The organism is Amycolatopsis sp. NPDC041971 (genome assembly GCF_055588925.1).
This window is the reverse complement of record NZ_JBVJCE010000002.1, coordinates 338,579-354,237: the sequence shown is the minus strand read 5'-3', so window position 1 is coordinate 354,237 and position 15,659 is coordinate 338,579. Positions and strand designations below refer to the sequence as shown.

The 15,659-nt window shown below is 68.4% G+C and carries 12 protein-coding genes; 5 read left to right on the top strand and 7 right to left on the bottom strand.

Annotated features, from left to right (window positions below):
* Positions 1-187 precede the first annotated feature (187 nt).
* The 7 genes from ACZ6DT_RS06745 to ACZ6DT_RS06715 form a co-directional block, all read right to left on the bottom strand.
* Complete coding sequence (locus ACZ6DT_RS06745; protein WP_465589730.1) at positions 188-1,354, bottom strand: acyl-CoA dehydrogenase family protein; 1,167 nt, start codon at positions 1,352-1,354, stop codon at positions 188-190.
* On the bottom strand, positions 1,351-3,303 hold the full coding sequence (locus ACZ6DT_RS06740) for an acetyl/propionyl/methylcrotonyl-CoA carboxylase subunit alpha (RefSeq protein WP_465589727.1): 1,953 nt from the start codon (positions 3,301-3,303) through the stop codon (positions 1,351-1,353). The genes ACZ6DT_RS06745 and ACZ6DT_RS06740 overlap by 4 nt, the downstream gene beginning before the upstream one ends.
* Positions 3,304-3,486: 183 nt before the next feature.
* On the bottom strand, positions 3,487-5,085 hold the full coding sequence (locus tag ACZ6DT_RS06735; protein ID WP_465589724.1) for an acyl-CoA carboxylase subunit beta: 1,599 nt from the start codon (positions 5,083-5,085) through the stop codon (positions 3,487-3,489).
* The gene (locus ACZ6DT_RS06730) at positions 5,082-6,230 is read right to left on the bottom strand and encodes an acyl-CoA dehydrogenase family protein (RefSeq protein ID WP_465589721.1); all 1,149 of its coding nucleotides are present in this window, start codon (positions 6,228-6,230) and stop codon (positions 5,082-5,084) included. The genes ACZ6DT_RS06735 and ACZ6DT_RS06730 overlap by 4 nt, the downstream gene beginning before the upstream one ends.
* A complete protein-coding gene (locus ACZ6DT_RS06725) occupies positions 6,227-7,918 on the bottom strand; it encodes an acyclic terpene utilization AtuA family protein (protein WP_465589718.1) in 1,692 nt (563 codons plus the stop codon). Before ACZ6DT_RS06725 ends, ACZ6DT_RS06730 begins: the two co-directional genes overlap by 4 nt.
* A complete protein-coding gene (locus ACZ6DT_RS06720) occupies positions 7,915-8,709 on the bottom strand; it encodes a TIGR03084 family metal-binding protein (RefSeq protein ID WP_465589715.1) in 795 nt (264 codons plus the stop codon). The genes ACZ6DT_RS06725 and ACZ6DT_RS06720 overlap by 4 nt, the downstream gene beginning before the upstream one ends.
* A gap of 344 nt (positions 8,710-9,053) precedes the next feature.
* Positions 9,054-9,914, bottom strand: a complete 861-nt coding sequence (locus ACZ6DT_RS06715; RefSeq protein ID WP_465589712.1) for an NAD(P)-dependent oxidoreductase — start codon at positions 9,912-9,914, stop codon at positions 9,054-9,056.
* Between the two features lie 49 nt (positions 9,915-9,963).
* Here ACZ6DT_RS06715 and ACZ6DT_RS06710 point away from each other — a divergent pair, with 49 nt between their 5' ends.
* From ACZ6DT_RS06710 to ACZ6DT_RS06690, 5 genes are all read left to right on the top strand, one after another.
* Positions 9,964-10,356: a MerR family transcriptional regulator gene (locus ACZ6DT_RS06710; protein WP_465589709.1), complete on the top strand. Its 393-nt coding sequence runs from the start codon at positions 9,964-9,966 to the stop codon at positions 10,354-10,356.
* The gene (locus ACZ6DT_RS06705; protein ID WP_465589706.1) at positions 10,353-10,832 is read left to right on the top strand and encodes a tetratricopeptide repeat protein; all 480 of its coding nucleotides are present in this window, start codon (positions 10,353-10,355) and stop codon (positions 10,830-10,832) included. The genes ACZ6DT_RS06710 and ACZ6DT_RS06705 overlap by 4 nt, the downstream gene beginning before the upstream one ends.
* Positions 10,833-10,873: 41 nt before the next feature.
* Positions 10,874-11,713 carry an enoyl-CoA hydratase-related protein gene (locus ACZ6DT_RS06700; protein ID WP_465589703.1) on the top strand — a complete coding sequence of 280 codons (840 nt, stop codon included), beginning with the start codon at positions 10,874-10,876 and terminating at the stop codon, positions 11,711-11,713.
* Positions 11,710-12,318, top strand: a complete 609-nt coding sequence (locus ACZ6DT_RS06695; RefSeq protein ID WP_465589691.1) for an acetoacetate decarboxylase family protein — start codon at positions 11,710-11,712, stop codon at positions 12,316-12,318. Before ACZ6DT_RS06700 ends, ACZ6DT_RS06695 begins: the two co-directional genes overlap by 4 nt.
* Positions 12,319-12,553: 235 nt before the next feature.
* Positions 12,554-15,562 (top strand): ribonucleoside-diphosphate reductase subunit alpha, encoded by a 3,009-nt coding sequence (locus ACZ6DT_RS06690; protein ID WP_465589689.1) that lies wholly within the window; start codon positions 12,554-12,556, stop codon positions 15,560-15,562.
* Positions 15,563-15,659 lie beyond the last annotated feature (97 nt).

Genomic DNA, 15,659 nt, shown 5'->3' with positions numbered 1-15,659 from the left:
GTGGGGGGTGTGGTGGGGGGGGAGTGGCCTGTTGTTTTGTTTGTTCGTTTGGCTCCCCCCCCCCCCCCCCCCCCCCCCCCCCCCCCCCCCCCCCCCCCCCCACCGCGCGCAGTCACGCAGAGTACCCAGAACGGACACTGCCACCTTTGCCTTACCTCTCAGAAGAACCGTCCCTGCCACTCACGAGTCAGTAGGAGCGGGGCAGGCCGAGACCGTGCTGGCCGACGAAGTTGAGCACCATCTCGCGGCTCACCGGCGCGATCCGGCCCAGCCGGACGGCCGTGACCAGCGTGCCCAGCCCGTATTCGCTGGCGAGGCCGTTGCCGCCGTGGGTCTGCACGGCCTGGTCGACCGCGCGGATGGCGACCTCGGCGGCGGCGTACTTCGCCATGTTCGCCGACTCGCCCGCGCCGAAGTCGTCGCCGGAGTCGTAGAGCGACGCGGCCTTCTGTGTCATGAGCTTCGCCAGCTCCAGTTCGATCTTGATCTCGGCCAGCGGATGCGCGAGCCCCTGGTGGGTGCCGATCGGCGCGCCCCACACCTTGCGCTCGTTGGCATAGGCGACGGCCTTGCCCAGCGCATAACGGGCGATGCCGAGCGAGAACGACGCGCCCATGACACGTTCGGGGTTGAGCCCGGCGAACAGCTGCGCGATCGCCGCGTCCTCCTCGCCGACCAGTGCGTCGGCCGGCAGGTGAACGTCGTCGAGGAACAGGCCGAACTGCTTCTCCGGCGAGATGATGTCCATCTCGATCTGCTTGTACTCGAAGCCGGGCGCGTCGGTCGGGACGGTGAACAGCGCGGGCTTGAGCTTGCCGGTCTTCGCGTCTTCGGTGCGGCCGACGACCAGGACGGCGTCCGCCTCGTCGACGCCGGAGATGTAGACCTTCCGTCCACTGAGGACCCAACCGTCACCGTCGCGTTTCGCGGTGGTGGTGATCTTGTGCGAGTTCGACCCGGCGTCCGGTTCGGTGATCGCGAAGACCATCCGACCACTGCCGTCGGCGATCCCGGGCAGCCAGCGCTTCTTCTGCTCCTCGGTGCCGAAACGCGAGATGACCGTGCCGCAGATCGCCGGCGAGACGACCATGAGCAGCAGCGGGCAGCCCGCCGCGGCGAGTTCTTCGAGCACCGCGGCGAGATCCGCGATGCCCGCTCCCCCGCCGCCGTACTCCTCGGGCAGGTTCACCCCGAGGTAGCCGAGCCGTCCGGCCTCGGCCCACAGCTCATCGGTCTTGAGCCCGGCGCGGGCTTGTTTCGCGTAGTACTCGTGCCCGTACTTCTTGCCCAGTTCGGCGACCGCGGCCCGCAGCGCGACACGCTCCTCGGGCTCGGTGAAGTTCATCGCGTTCATTCGTTGTCTCCTACCACCGCGAGGATCGTGCCCACTTCGACCTGTTGTCCGACCACCACCGGGAGTTCCGTCACGACGCCGTCGGCGGGCGCCGCGATCCGGTGCTCCATCTTCATCGCTTCGAGCCACAGCAACGGATCGCCGGTCTTGACGGTGTCACCCGCTTCGACCGCGAGCCGGACGACCGTGCCCGGCATCGGCGCCACCAGCGATCCGGCGGCGAGTGCCGCGTCGGGATCGGTGTACCTCGGCACCACACCCAGTTCGACGGCGCCTTCAGGCGAATCGACGTACACCGTGTCGCCGTACCGGGCGACGGCGAACTCCCGCCGCACCCCGGCGACTTCCAGGACCACGCCGCCGCTCTCGGCGGTAACCAGTTCGACGCCTTCGAAACCGTCTGCGCGTAAGCCGTCACGGGCGAGGGTGTAGACGACCTCGATCTCGTCGTCGCCTGCGCGGAAACGTTTGCGCTGCCCCTGGGAGTGGACGTTGCGCCAGCCGCTCGGCAGCCGCCCCTGCACCTGTGCTTGCGAGCGGTTCGTGGCCGCGCCCGCCAACGCGGCGGCGAGCGCGGAAATCCGTACGGTGTCCACAGTGGCCAGTGGACGGGCCAAGGTTTCGAGTCCGTGCCGGTCGAAGAACGCCGTGTCGGTCTCACCATCGAGGAAGGCCTCGTGGCGAAGGACGTTCACCAGCAGATCGCGGTTGGTCACCACGCCGTGGATCTCCGCTCCGGCCAAGGCGCCGGCCAGCGCCCGCGCCGCGCTCCGGCGATCCGGGGCGTAGGCGATGACCTTGGCGAGCATCGGATCGTAGTGCACGCCGACGGTCTGGCCGCTGACGAACCCGGAGTCCAGCCGGACACCCGGACCGACTTCGAACTCCCGTCGCGCGGCGGGCAGTTCGAAGCGATGCAAGGTTCCGCTCTGCGGCTGCCAGCCCTCGGCCGGATCTTCGGCATAGAGCCGGACCTCGATGGCGTGGCCCCGCGTCTCCGGCTCCTCGATCGGAAGGTGCGCACCCTCGGCGATCCGCAGTTGCAGTGAAACGAGATCGAGTCCGGTCGTGGCCTCGGTGACCGGATGCTCCACCTGGAGGCGGGTGTTCATCTCCAGGAAGTAAAACCGTCCGTCGGGTCCGGCCAGGAACTCGACCGTCCCAGCGCCGACGTAGTCGATCGCCTGCGCGGCCTTGCGCGCGGCGTCGAACAACGCCTCCCGCATGGCTTCGTCGACGAACGGCGACGGCGCCTCTTCCACGACCTTCTGGTGGCGGCGCTGGATCGAGCATTCCCGCTCCCCCACCGCCCACACGATGCCGTGGGTGTCGGCGAGCACCTGAACCTCGATGTGACGCCCGGTCTCCAGGTACCGCTCGCAGAACACGGTCGGGTCGCCGAACGCCGAGGCGGCTTCCGCGCTCGCGCCTTCGACGGCCTCGGCGAGTTCGCCGAGCGAACGCACGACACGCATCCCGCGTCCGCCACCTCCGGCGGAAGCCTTGACCAGCAAGGGAAGATCCGCTTCGGTGACCACGGCCGAGTCCAATTCGGACAGGACCGGGACACCGGCTTCGGCCATCATCCGCTTGGATTCGACCTTGGAGCCCATACTCTCGATGGCTTCCGGCGGCGGCCCGACCCAGGTGAGCCCCGCGTCGATCACGGCGCGGGCGAACGCGGCGTTCTCGGACAGGAAGCCGTAGCCGGGGTGGATCGCGTCGGCGCCGGTCTCGACGGCCGCCCTGATCAGGAGCTCGGCCCGCAGGTAGGTGTCGGAGGGCGCGTTGCCCGGCAGCCGGACGGCGATATCCGCCTCCGCGGTGTGGGGCGCGTCGGCATCCGCGTCGGAGAACACCGCGACGGTACCGATCCCGGTGTCGCGACAGGTACGGAATACGCGGCGGGCGATCTCACCGCGGTTGGCGACCAAGAGTTTTCGGATCATGCCGCTCACTGTCCTTTACGCGAGATTACGCGCGTCCGCGATCGGGTCGGCAGGGCGCGACTTCGCGTAGTGCCCGCACTATTCGTCGACAAGCGACCTGCCACCCCGCTAGCGGGGCCCTCGGCCGAGCACGCGCCTTGACGTACATCTGGTTGCCGCGACATCAGTCTGCTCCGCCTCCCGTCACATCCTGAAGACGCCGAAGCCTTCGGCGCCCTTCACTGGTCCATTGTGGATCACGGACAGGCTGAGCCCGAGCACCGTGCGGGTGTCGCGGGGATCGATGATCCCGTCGTCGTAGAGCATCCCGGAGAGGAACATCGGCATCGACTCCGCCTCGATCTGCCCCTCCACCATGGCGCGCATGGCAGCGTCGTGTTCCTCGTTGTAGTCCTGGCCTCGCGACACGGCGGCGGCGCGGGCCACGATGGACAGCACACCGGCCAGCTGCTGCGGCCCCATGACCGCGGATTTCGCACTGGGCCAGGCGAAAAGGAACCGGGGATCGTAGGCCCGGCCGCACATGCCGTAGTGCCCGGCGCCGTACGAGGCACCCATGAGCACCGACAGATGCGGCACCTTCGAGTTCGACACGGCGTTGATCATCATCGCGCCGTGTTTGATGATGCCGCTCTGCTCGTACTCCTTGCCGACCATGTAACCGGTGGTGTTGTGCAGGAAGACCAGCGGCGTGTCGATCTGGTTGGCCAGCTGGATGAACTGCGCGGCCTTCTGCGACTCCTCGCCGAAGAGCACGCCCTGGGCGTTGGCGAGGATGCCGACCGGGTAGCCGTGGATACTCGCCCAGCCGGTGGCGAGACTGCTGCCGTACAAGGGTTTGAACTCGTCGAAGTCCGAACCGTCGGCGACCCTGGCGATCACTTCGCGCGGATCGAACGGCACCTTGAGGTCGGTGGGCACGATGCCGAGCAGATCTTCGGCGGAGTACAGCGGCTCGGCGTAGTCCGGTTTCGGCGTCGGGCCCTGTTTGGTCCAGTTGAGCCGTTTGACGATACTGCGGCCGAGCCGGATGGCGTCCTCTTCGTCCGCCGCGAGGTAGTCGGCCAGGCCGGAGGTCCTGGCGTGCATCTCGGCGCCGCCGAGCGATTCGTCGTCGGACTCCTCACCGGTGGCCATCTTGACCAGCGGCGGGCCGCCGAGGAACACCTTCGCCCGTTCCTTGACCATCACGACGTAGTCCGACATGCCGGGCAGGTACGCGCCACCCGCGGTCGAGTTTCCGAACACCAGGGCGATCGTGGGCACCTTCGCCGCCGACGAACGCGTGATGTCGCGGAAGATCCGGCCGCCGGGGATGAAGATCTCTTTCTGCGTCGGCAGATCCGCGCCGCCGGACTCGACGAGGTTGATCACCGGCAGACGGTTCTGCGCGGCGATGTCCGCGGCGCGGTAGCTCTTCTTGGCCGTCCACGGGTTGCTCGCCCCGCCTTTGACCGTCGGGTCGCTCGCCGAGATCATGCACTCGACGCCTTCGACGACACCGATCCCGGTGATCACGCTGGCACCGACCTGGTAGTCCGAACCCCAGGCCGCCAGCGGCGACAGTTCCAGGAACGGCGAGTCCTCGTCCAGGAGGAGCTCGATCCGTTCGCGGGCCAGCAGCTTGCCGCGTTTGCGGTGGCGAGCGACGTACTTCTCGCCGCCGCCCGCGATCGCCTTCGCGTGCTCGCCGTCGATCTCGGCCAGCTTGCCGAGCATGGACTCGCGATTGGCGGCGAACTCCTCGCTGCGCGTGTCCACTCCTGCCCTGATCGTGCTCATGCGGTGTATCCCAATCGCTTCGCGGCCAAGCCGGTGAGGATCTCGTTGGTACCGCCGCCGATACCGAGGATGCGCACGTCACGGTAGTGACGCTCCACTTCGGACTCCCGCATGTAGCCGAGTCCGCCGTGCAGCTGCACGGCCTCGTTGACCACCCATTCGGCGGTCTCGACGGCGGTGTTCTTCGCGAAACAGGCTTCGGCGATGACCTCTTCGCCGGCGACGTGCCGCTGGGCGACCTGCCGGGTGTAGGTCCGGGCGACGTCGATCTTGCGCGCCATCTCGGTGAGCTTGTGCTGCACCAGCTGACGGGAGATCAGCGGACGGCCGAAGGTCTCGCGCAGGCGGCACCAGTCCAGTGTCAGGTCGAGGGCTCGCTGCGCGTGCGCGTAACCCTGCACCGCCAGCGAGACCCGCTCGGTGACGAACTGGGTGGCGACCTGCGCGAACCCGCTGTTCTCGGCGCCGATGAGGTTCTCCGCGGGCACGCGGACGTCCACATAGGACAATTCGGCGGTGTCCGAGCAGAGCCAGCCCATCTTCTCCAGCTTGCGGGAGACGGTGAACCCCGGCGTGCCGCGTTCGACCACGATGAGCGAGATCCCGTGGGCGCCTGCCTCACCGGTCCGGACCACCGTGGTCACGAAGTCGGCGCGGCAGCCCGAGGTGATGAAGGTCTTGGCCCCGTTGATGACGTATTCGTCGCCCTCCCGCACCGCGGTGGTGCGGATTCCGGCGACGTCGGAGCCGCCGTCGGGTTCGGTGACCGCGAGCGAGCCGATCTTGTTGCCGTCCAGGGTCGGCCGGACCCAGCGTTCGATCTGCACCGGATCCCCGGCCGCCGCGATATGCGGGACGGCGATACCACAGGTGAACAGCGAGGCGAACAGGCCACCCGAGCCACCCGCGTAGTGCAGTTCCTCGGCGATGACCACCGCGTCGAGGTAGTCACCGCCACCACCGCCGACCTCCTCGGGGAAGCCGACCCCGAGCAGCCCGAGTTCCCCGGCCTTGCGATGCAGGTCGCGGGGCAGTTCGCCCTCGCGCTCCCAGCCTTCGAGGTGGGGCAGGATCTCGGTTTCGGCGAACCGCCGCACGGTCTCGCGCAATTCGGCGCGTTCCGGCGTGGAGAAGGGGTCGGTCACAGGAGAGCCTCCGGGATGTCGATCTCGCGGGAGCGCAGCCATTCCCCGAGCGCCTTCGCCTGCGGGTCGAACCGCGCCTGCGACGCGACGCCCTCACCGAGGATGCCTTCGACGACGAAGTTGATCGCCCGCAGGTTCGGGAGCGAATGCCGCCGGACCTCGAGGTCCGCGGTCTCCGGGAGCAGCAGTTTGAACTCGGTGACGGTGAGCCGGTGCGCGAGCCAGCGCCACGCCTCGTCGGAGCGCGCCCAGACACCGACGTTCGCGTTGCCGCCCTTGTCACCACTGCGGGCACCGATCACCCTGCCCAGCGGTGCCCGGCGGACCCGCGCCTGGGTGAAGGGCGCGGGCAGCCGGTCTTCGTCCACATCGGACAGAAGCAGTGTTTCGGCGGCGGGCGCGATGTCGCGGCGCGTTCCGTCCGGCAGGACGGCGACGTGCGGGACCTCGTGCGCGTCGACGAACGCGGGCCGGTACACGCCGTAGGGCGAGGCGGCCGCGGGCGGCGCGGTGACATGGAAGCCGGGGTAACTCGCCAGCGCGAGTTCGATCGCCGCGCCGCTGAACGCGCGCCCGGCGACCTCCGGATCGGCGTCCTTCACCGCGACGTGCAGCAGAGCGCTCGCCTGCTGCTCGGTTTCCGCGTCGGAATGGTCGGTGCGGGCGAGAGTCCACTGGACGTCCGCCGGCGGCCTGGCCCTGAGCGCGCCTTCGAGTTGTTCCTTGACCAGCGCGGCCTTCGCCTCGATGTCGAGTCCGGTGAGGACGAACGTCGTCTCGTTGCGGAAACCGCCGAGCCCGTTCAGGCAGACCTTCAAGGTCGGTGGCGGCGGCTCACCGGTGACACCGCTGATCCGGACGCGGTCCGGACCGTCCTCGGCGATCGTCAGCGTGTCGAACCGCGCCGTGACGTCCGGCCCGGCGTAGCGAGCGCCGGTGATCTCGTAGAGCAGTTGCGCGGTAACGGTTCCGGCGTTCACCACGCCGCCGGTACCGGGGTGTTTGGTGATCACGCTGGACCCGTCCGCGGAGATCTCGGCGATCGGGAAGCCCGGGACGCCGATCTCGTGCTCGGTGAAGAAGGCGTAGTTGCCGCCGGTGGCCTGCGTGCCGCATTCGATCACGTGCCCGGCCGCGACCGCGCCCGCCAGCGCGTTGTAGTCGTCGCGCGCCCAGCCGAAGTGCGCGGCGGCCGGGCCGACGATCACCGACGCGTCGGTGACGCGTCCGGTCACCACGATCTCGGCGCCCGCGTTCAGGCATTCCGCGATCCCCCACGCGCCGAGATAGGCGTTGGCGGTCAGTGTCTCGCCGAAGCCGAGTTCTTCCGCCCGCTGGACGAGGTCGTCGCCCTCGACGTGTGCGATGGCGACGTCGACGCCGAGTTTCGCGGCCAGTTCGCGAAGCGCGTCCGCGAGACCGGCGGGGTTGAGCCCACCGGCGTTCGCCACGATCTTGACGCCTTTCTCCTTGGCCAGCGCGAGATTCTGTTCCATCTGGCGCAGGAAGGTCTTGGCGTAGCCGCGATTCGGGTCCTTCATCCGGTCGCGGCCGAGGATGAGCATGGTCAGCTCGGCCAGGTAGTCGCCGGTCAGCACGTCGAGCGGGCCGCCGGTGAGCATCTCGTGGACCGCGGAGAACCGGTCGCCGTAGAACCCGGACGCGTTGCCGATCCTGATCGGGGTCATGCGAATTGCCCCGGTTTCCGCCCGGCACCGGGAGGTCCGGCGAACGCCTGCGCGATCCCGAGCCATTCCTCGACGTCCTTGCCCGTGGGGACCAGGTCGGTGTCGGCGGGATGACGCCGCTGAGTGATGACGAGACAGAAGTCGACCGCGCTCCCGGTGAGCCGCTGTTCGGCGTCCTCGGGTCCGAACGCCCAGGTGGTGCCGTCGGGCGCGGCCAGCTCGACGCGGAATTCCCCGGTGGGCGGGGAGAGCGAATTGAGCTTGTAGGCGAAGTCGCGGGTGCGGGTCCCGAACCGGGCGATATGCCAGATCCTGGCCGTGTTCTCCCGCTCGACGCCGAGCGCGTCGAAGATGTCCTGGCCGTGTGCCCAGGTCTCCATCAGCCGCGCGGTCACCATGGACGCGGCGCTCATCGGCGGGCCGTACCAGGGGATCTTCTGTCCGTCGGGTACCGCGGCGAGCGCTTCGGCGAGTTCCGCGCGGCCGGCGCGCCACTCGGCCAGCAGCTCACGGGGTGGCGTCTTCGCGCCCTCGGCGGCGCCGTCGTCGACATAGGACTCGCCCGTCGCGAGCAGCCCTTCGATCTCGGCCTGCCACTCGGCCTCCGAGCCGCGCGTCGCGATCAGCGCCTTCTTGTCCGTCCAGGCCAGATGAGCGATCTGATGGGCGATCGTCCAGCCTTCGGCCGGGGTCCGCCTCGCCCAATCCGACGCGGGCAGATCCGCCACCACGTCGTCGATGGCCTGCGATTCCGCCGCGAGATCCCCAAGGATCACGCCCAGGTCAGCCATGCCCGCCTCCTCGCGTCGTCTTCAGGCTGGCACCCGCCGACGAAAAAATCAAGCATGCCTGATTGTTCTTGGGCGAGGTCGGCCGGAGGTGGTGTCCAGCGCGGCGGAACGGCCCCGGTCAGCGAACGGATCCCCTCTTCCGCAGCCGCCTTCACCTGCTTCGACGTGGCCCGCTCAGTGCCGAGGAACCGCGGAAGTACATGAAGGACCCCTTCCTGTACCTAGGCGAAAGGAAGGGGTCCTTCATGTACTCAGGAAGCGACTTCACGCGACGCCGTTGTGACTGCTGGTGCCACTGGGAACTTCACGGACCGATGCCCACCACCGTCCGCGGCCGCGTCCGCCTACTTCCCCGCCTGCTCGAACTCGCGGATCAGCACCGGGTACTGCTCTCCCCCGTGCCCGGCGGCGATCGCGCGGTCGGCCATCGCCTTGAACAGCTTCGGCAGTTCGGCGTTCACCCCCAGCGCTTCGCTTTCCTCGACCAGGTGCGCCATCGCCCGCGCGTCGGTCTCCAAGGAGGAGACCTCGGCCGGGAAGGAATCCTTGTCGACCTGTTCGGCGTATCCGGGCAGCCAATCGGCCACCCCGGCGGCGATCTGCCGGGCGAACGGCGCGTACGTCGCGGCGTCGACACCGGCGGTCTTGAGCATCGCCGTGCCCTGAAGCCACGCGTTCAAGACACTCCACATCATGGTCAGCCCGGCGACGTCGTACAGGGACGCCAGCCCGGGGTCCTCGCCGAGATGACTGATCGTGCCGAGCGCGCGGAGGTCGAAGTCCGGCCGCGGCCCGCTGAGCAGGATCATCGCCTCGGCGGTCCCGATCGTCGACGGGATGGCCATGATCGCGCCGTCCAGGTAGCGGGCGCCCCGTTTTTCGGCCCAGGCGGCGGCTTCCCGCGCTTGAGCGGAACTGCCCGAGGACAGGTTGACCAGGGTAGTGCCCTCCAGACCGGCATCGTCGAGCAGGTCATGCACAGCCGAGTAGTCGGTGAGGCACAAGATCGTCACGTCGCCCGCATCGAGCGCTTCGCCGATCGAAGGCGCGAGCCGCGCCCCTTCGGCGACCAAGGAGTCGGCTTTGGCGGCCGTCCGGTTCCACACGGTCGTGGGATGCCCGGCTTTCCGGAACGCGCGGGCGAGCGCGGTGCCCATCAGGCCGAGGCCGACGACCGATACCGGGGTGTTCGCGTTGTCAGTCATGGCACCATCGTCGACATTGATACCGGTATGAAGGTCAAGTGAGGAAACGATGAGAATCGGTGAACTGAGTCACCGGACGGGCGTCAACACGCATCAGTTGCGCTACTACGAGGCTCAAGGCCTCCTGGAAGCGAGCCGCGGCAGGAACGGCTACCGCGAGTACGACGAGACGGCCTTGCTGCGGGTGAAGCAGATCCGGCATCTGCTCGCCGCCGGCCTGTCGTCCGAGGACATCGCGTATCTGCTGCCCTGCGCGATCGGCGAGCAGCCCGAGCTGATCGGCTGCCCCGAACTGCTGGCCGCGATGCGCGAACGGCTCGGGCGGCTGGACGAGCAGATGGCCAAGCTGGCGCGTTCACGGGACGCGCTGGCCGAGTACATCGTCGTGGCGGAGCGTGTCGGCGGCGAGAGCTATCCGCCCTTCGACGGAGCCGCCGCGTGAACGAGACACAGGAAGCGGTCCGGCTGCGCGAGCAGGGCACCGACGAAGCCCGCCTGCGCTTGATCGAGCTGGCCGGACGAAACCCGCGGGACGCCGTGATCGCCTACCAAACCGCGTGGGCACATGATTCGGCCGGGCTGGAGGCGGCGGCGGCCCCGTTCTACGAGCAGGCGCTCGCGGGCGAAGGTCTGTCCACTCAGGACAGGCATGGCGTGTTCGTCGGACTCGGCAGCACCTATCGCGCCCTGGGCCGGTATGACGAGTCGCTCAAGACCTTGCGCCGAGGCCTCGACGAGTTCCCGGACGACGCGGCACTGAGGACCTTCCTCGCGATGGCGCTCTACAACCTCGGCGAGGCGCGCGAAGCGGCGGGAACGCTGCTTAAGGTGCTCGCGGCGACGAGCGCGGACGACGGCGTGCAGCGGTACCGGCGAGCGGTCGAGTACTACGCGGACCATTTGGACGACGTCGAATGAGCCTTATTGACACCTTGTCAACATAGCTTTACTTTCACGTCATGAGCGCGTACGCCGAAGTCACCTACGAGGTCGCCGACCGCATCGCGACGGTCACGCTCAACCGGCCCGAGGCCCGCAACGGCTACACCATCCGCATGGCCGACGAACTCGGTGACGCGATGGACCGGGCCGACCGCGACGAAGACGTCCGGGTGGTGATCCTGACCGGCAACGGCAAGGACTTCTCGGTGGGCGCCGACCTCACCCAGGGTGGCTTCGACTTCGACCCGGAGACCGGTCCGGACGCGGCCTGGCAGGAGCCGGCGGGACGCTGCTCGAAGCGGATCTTCACGATGAACAAGCCGGTGATCGCGGCCCTGCGCGGCGCTGCCGTCGGCGGCGGCGTCACGATCACGCTGTCGTGCGACTACCGCCTGGCGTCCACGGACTCCCGGTTCGGCTTCGTGTTCGTACGCCGGGGGATCTACCCCGAAGGCGCGTCCGCGTGGTTCCTCCCGCGGCTCGTCGGGATGGGCACGGCACTCGACTGGATGATCAGCGGCCGCGTGTTCGGCGCCGAAGAAGCGAAAACCGCCGGGCTGGTCCACAGTGTTCACGAGCCCGAAGAAGTGCTCGGCAAGGCACGCGAGCTGGCCCTCGAGATCACCAAGACCACCTCACCCGTTTCGGTCGCGGTGACCCGGCAGCTGTTGTACCGGATGGCCAGCGCGGAATCGCCCTTCCCCGTGCACGAACTGGATTCCCGGCTGATCGGCGGCCTGGGCTCCAGCCCGGACGCCGTCGAAGGCGTCCTGTCCTTCCTGCAGAAACGACCACCGGAGTTCCCCATGCGCGTCGACACCGACCAGCCCGACTACCTGCCGTGGCGGAACGCGTGACCGCCTATCCCCCGGAACCCTGGAACCTGGCGGGTCAGGCGTACCTGTCGGTCTGGCGTGTCCCGGTGAGCGAACTGCCCGCACTGCCCGACGGCGCCGAACCGGTCGTACTGGGCGGCCGCGCGCAGGTGTTCACCGCCTGGATCGACTACCAGGAGCCCGGACAGCTTCAGTACCACGAGCTGCTGGCGACCGTCGCGGTCCGCGGCGAGCGTCTCTCCAGCTCCATCACCGACATCTGGGTCGACAGCGAGGTCTCCCTCGCCGGCGGACGCGCGTTGTGGGGCATTCCCAAGGACCTCGCCGCGCTCGACTTCGCCCCCGGGCGGACCTTCACCGCCTCGGCGGCCACCCACGAGGATTGGATCGCGACGGCCGCCTTCACCGCCCGCCCGAGTCTCCCGGTGCGGATGCCCGCCGCCTTCGACGTTGTCCAAATGCTGGACGGCCGTCTCAAACGAAGCCCCGTCCGAGCGACGGCGAAACCGTTTCCCGCGGCTGCGGATTGGCGGATCAACGAGTCCGGCCCGTTCGGCTTCCTCGCCGGTCAGCGGCCCGTCGCGAGCGCCTGTCTGCGCGATTTCAAGCTCGTTTTCGGGGGCTGACCAGCCGCTCAGCGTGATCGTCTAACCCGGCAGGGTGAGACCACGACACGCCACCCATTGGGGCACGTGCAGGCTCCGACCCCTACATGTAGTCTCTGGGAACCGACATCGCCCAGCGACGGGGAGACCGCTCGGGAGCGGTTGTCGGACAGCTTGGTGAACCCGCAGCGCACGGCCTTGTGAGGCCTTGTGGTGCTTCAACGCGCCTTTTTCAAGAGATACAGTGGAGTGACGCATGTCAGTCGATACCGGTCAGCGGCCGCCCTCGTCTTCGGACACGACGCCCGCGACCGTGCGAGTCATCCGGCGGGACGGCAGCGTGTCCCCCTTCGACGCGAACAAGATCTCGGTCGCCGTGACCAAGGCCTTCCTCGCCGTCGAGGGCGGTGACGCGGCCGCCTCGTCGCGGATCCACCACCTGGTCAACGAACTGACCGAACAGATCGAAGCCACCCTGCTCCGCCACGCCGGTCCCGAGACCGCACTGCACATCGAGCAGATCCAGGACATCGTCGAACTGGCGCTGATGCGCGGCGAGCATCACAAGGTCGCCCGCGCGTACGTCCTGTATCGCGATGAGCGCGCGAAGGCGCGTGAGGCCGAGAAGCCCGCGTCGTCCGACGTCGCCATCAGCGTCAAGGCAGCCGACGGTTCGCTCCGCCCGCTCGACTGGGCTCGCGTCTCACACGTGGTCGGCGAGGCCGTCGCCGGACTCGAAGACGTCTCGGCCGAGCCGGTGCTGGCCGAAGCCAAGCGCAACCTCTACGACGGCATCAGCGCCGACGAACTCGCCCTCGCCCAGATCATGGCCGCGCGCGTGCTCGTCGAGCAGGAGCCGAACTACTCCTACGTCAGCGCCCGGCTGCTGGCGGACAAGCTCCGCGGTGAAGCGCTCAGCTACCTCGCGGGCGCGCCGCAGCAGGCCAGCCAGAACGAGATGACCGCGCGGTACCCGCAGTACTTCCGGGACTACCTCAAGCGCGCCATCGAGCTGGAGCTGGTCAACCCCGAACTCCAGACCTTCGACCTGGACAAGATCACCTCGGCCATCCGCGCCGAGCGTGACCTCGACTTCGGCTTCCTCGGCCTGCAGACCCTGTACGACCGGTACTTCCAGCACCACGACGGTGTCCGTTTCGAGCTGCCGCAGGCTTTCTTCATGCGCGTCGCGATGGGTCTGGCGATCCGCGAGGATGACAGGGAATCTCGTGCCATTGAATTCTATGAGCTGCTCTCGTCGTTCCACTTCATGGCATCCACCCCGACGCTGTTCAACTCGGGCACCACACGTCCGCAGCTGTCGTCCTGCTTCCTGACCACGGTGGACGACGACCTGGACTCGATCTTCCAGGCGTACAAGAACAACGCGCTGCTGGCGAAGTACTCGGGCGGCCTCGGCAACGACTGGACCCCGGTCCGCGGCCTCGGCGCGCACATCAAGGGCACCAACGGCCAGTCGCAGGGTGTCGTGCCGTTCCTCAAGATCGCCAACGACACCGCGGTCGCGGTGAACCAGGGTGGCAAGCGCAAGGGCGCGGCCTGCGCGTACCTCGAGACCTGGCACGTGGACATCGAGGAATTCCTCGACCTGCGCAAGAACACCGGCGACGACCGTCGTCGTACGCACGACATGAACACCGCGAACTGGGTGCCGGACGAGTTCCTCCGCCGCGTCGAGGCCGACGCGCAGTGGACGCTGTTCTCGCCGAACGAGACCCCGGACCTGCACGACCTCTACGGCACCGCGTTCGCCGAGCGCTACCGCGAGTACGAGGCCGCCGCCGAACGCGGTGAGCTGAAGGTGTTCCGCAAGATCCGCGCGGTCGACCTGTGGCGCCGCATGCTGACCATGCTGTTCGAGACCGGCCACCCGTGGATCACCTTCAAGGACCCGTGCAACCTGCGCTCGCCGCAGCAGCACGTGGGTGTCGTGCACTCGTCCAACCTGTGCACCGAGATCACCCTGAACACCACCACCGACGAGGTCGCGGTCTGCAACCTCGGTTCGGTGAACCTGCTCAAGCACGTCACCCCCGAGGGCTTGGACACCGAGCGGCTCGAGAAGACCGTGCGCACCGCGGTCCGCATGCTCGACAATGTGATCGACATCAACTTCTACACGATTCCGGAGGCGCGCCGCTCCAACCTGCGCCACCGCCCGATCGGGCTGGGCCTGATGGGGTTCCAGGACGCGCTGTTCGAGATCGGCGTGCCGCTGTCCTCGGACGAGGCCGTCCAGTTCGCGGACACCAGCATGGAGCACATCAGCTACTACGCGATCTCGGCATCGACCGACCTCGCGGAGGAGCGCGGCCAGTACCAGACGTTCGAGGGTTCCTTGTGGAGCAAGGGAATCCTGCCGATCGACTCGATGCAGCTGCTGATCGACGCACGACAGGGCGACGCGCTCGACGTCGACACCTCGTCCACTTTGGACTGGGCGCCGCTGCGGGATCGGGTGAAAACGGTGGGGATGCGCAACTCCAACGTGATGGCGATCGCGCCGACCGCGACGATCTCCAACATCTGCGGTGTCGGGCAGTCGATCGAGCCGCTGTTCCAGAACCTGTTCGTCAAGTCGAACATGTCCGGCGACTTCACCGTGGTGAACCCGCACCTGGTCCGCTCGCTCAAGGAGCGCGGACTGTGGGACGAGGTCATGGTCTCGGACCTGAAGTACTTCGACGGCAGCCTCGGCCAGATCGACCGCGTTCCGGACGACCTCAAGGCGCTGTACGCCACCGCGTTCGAGATCGAGTCGAAGTGGCTGGTGGACGCCGGCTCGCGGCGCCAGAAGTGGATCGACCAGGCGCAGTCGCTGAACCTGTACATCGCGGCGCCCAGTGGCCGCAAGCTCGACGAGCTGTACCGCTACGCCTGGCACAAGGGCCTCAAGACCACGTACTACCTGCGGGCGCGGTCCGCGACGCACGTGGAGAAGAGCACCCTGCGCGGCACCGACGGCAAGCTGAACGCGGTCTCGGCCACCCCGGCCCCGGCCACACCTTCGGCACCCAAGCCCGCCGTCGCTGCCCCGGCTCCCGCCGCTTCGCCTGCCCCGTCGGCCGCCGCCGCGGTCTCGCCGTCGCCCGCCGCCGCGGTCCCGGCCGTCCCGGTGACCACTCCGGCACCGGCCGCCAAGCCGGAGCCGAAGGAGATGCCGAAGGTCTCGGACGTCGACTTCGTCGCCACCGAAGGCGCGGCCTGCCGGATCGACGACCCCGACTGCGAAGCCTGCCAGTGACCGCCCGGTCGTGGGGGGGGGGGGGGGGGGGGGGGGGGGGGGTGGGGCGCGGCGGCAACAAAACCCCCCAACCAGACCCCACCGACTAACCGCGCTC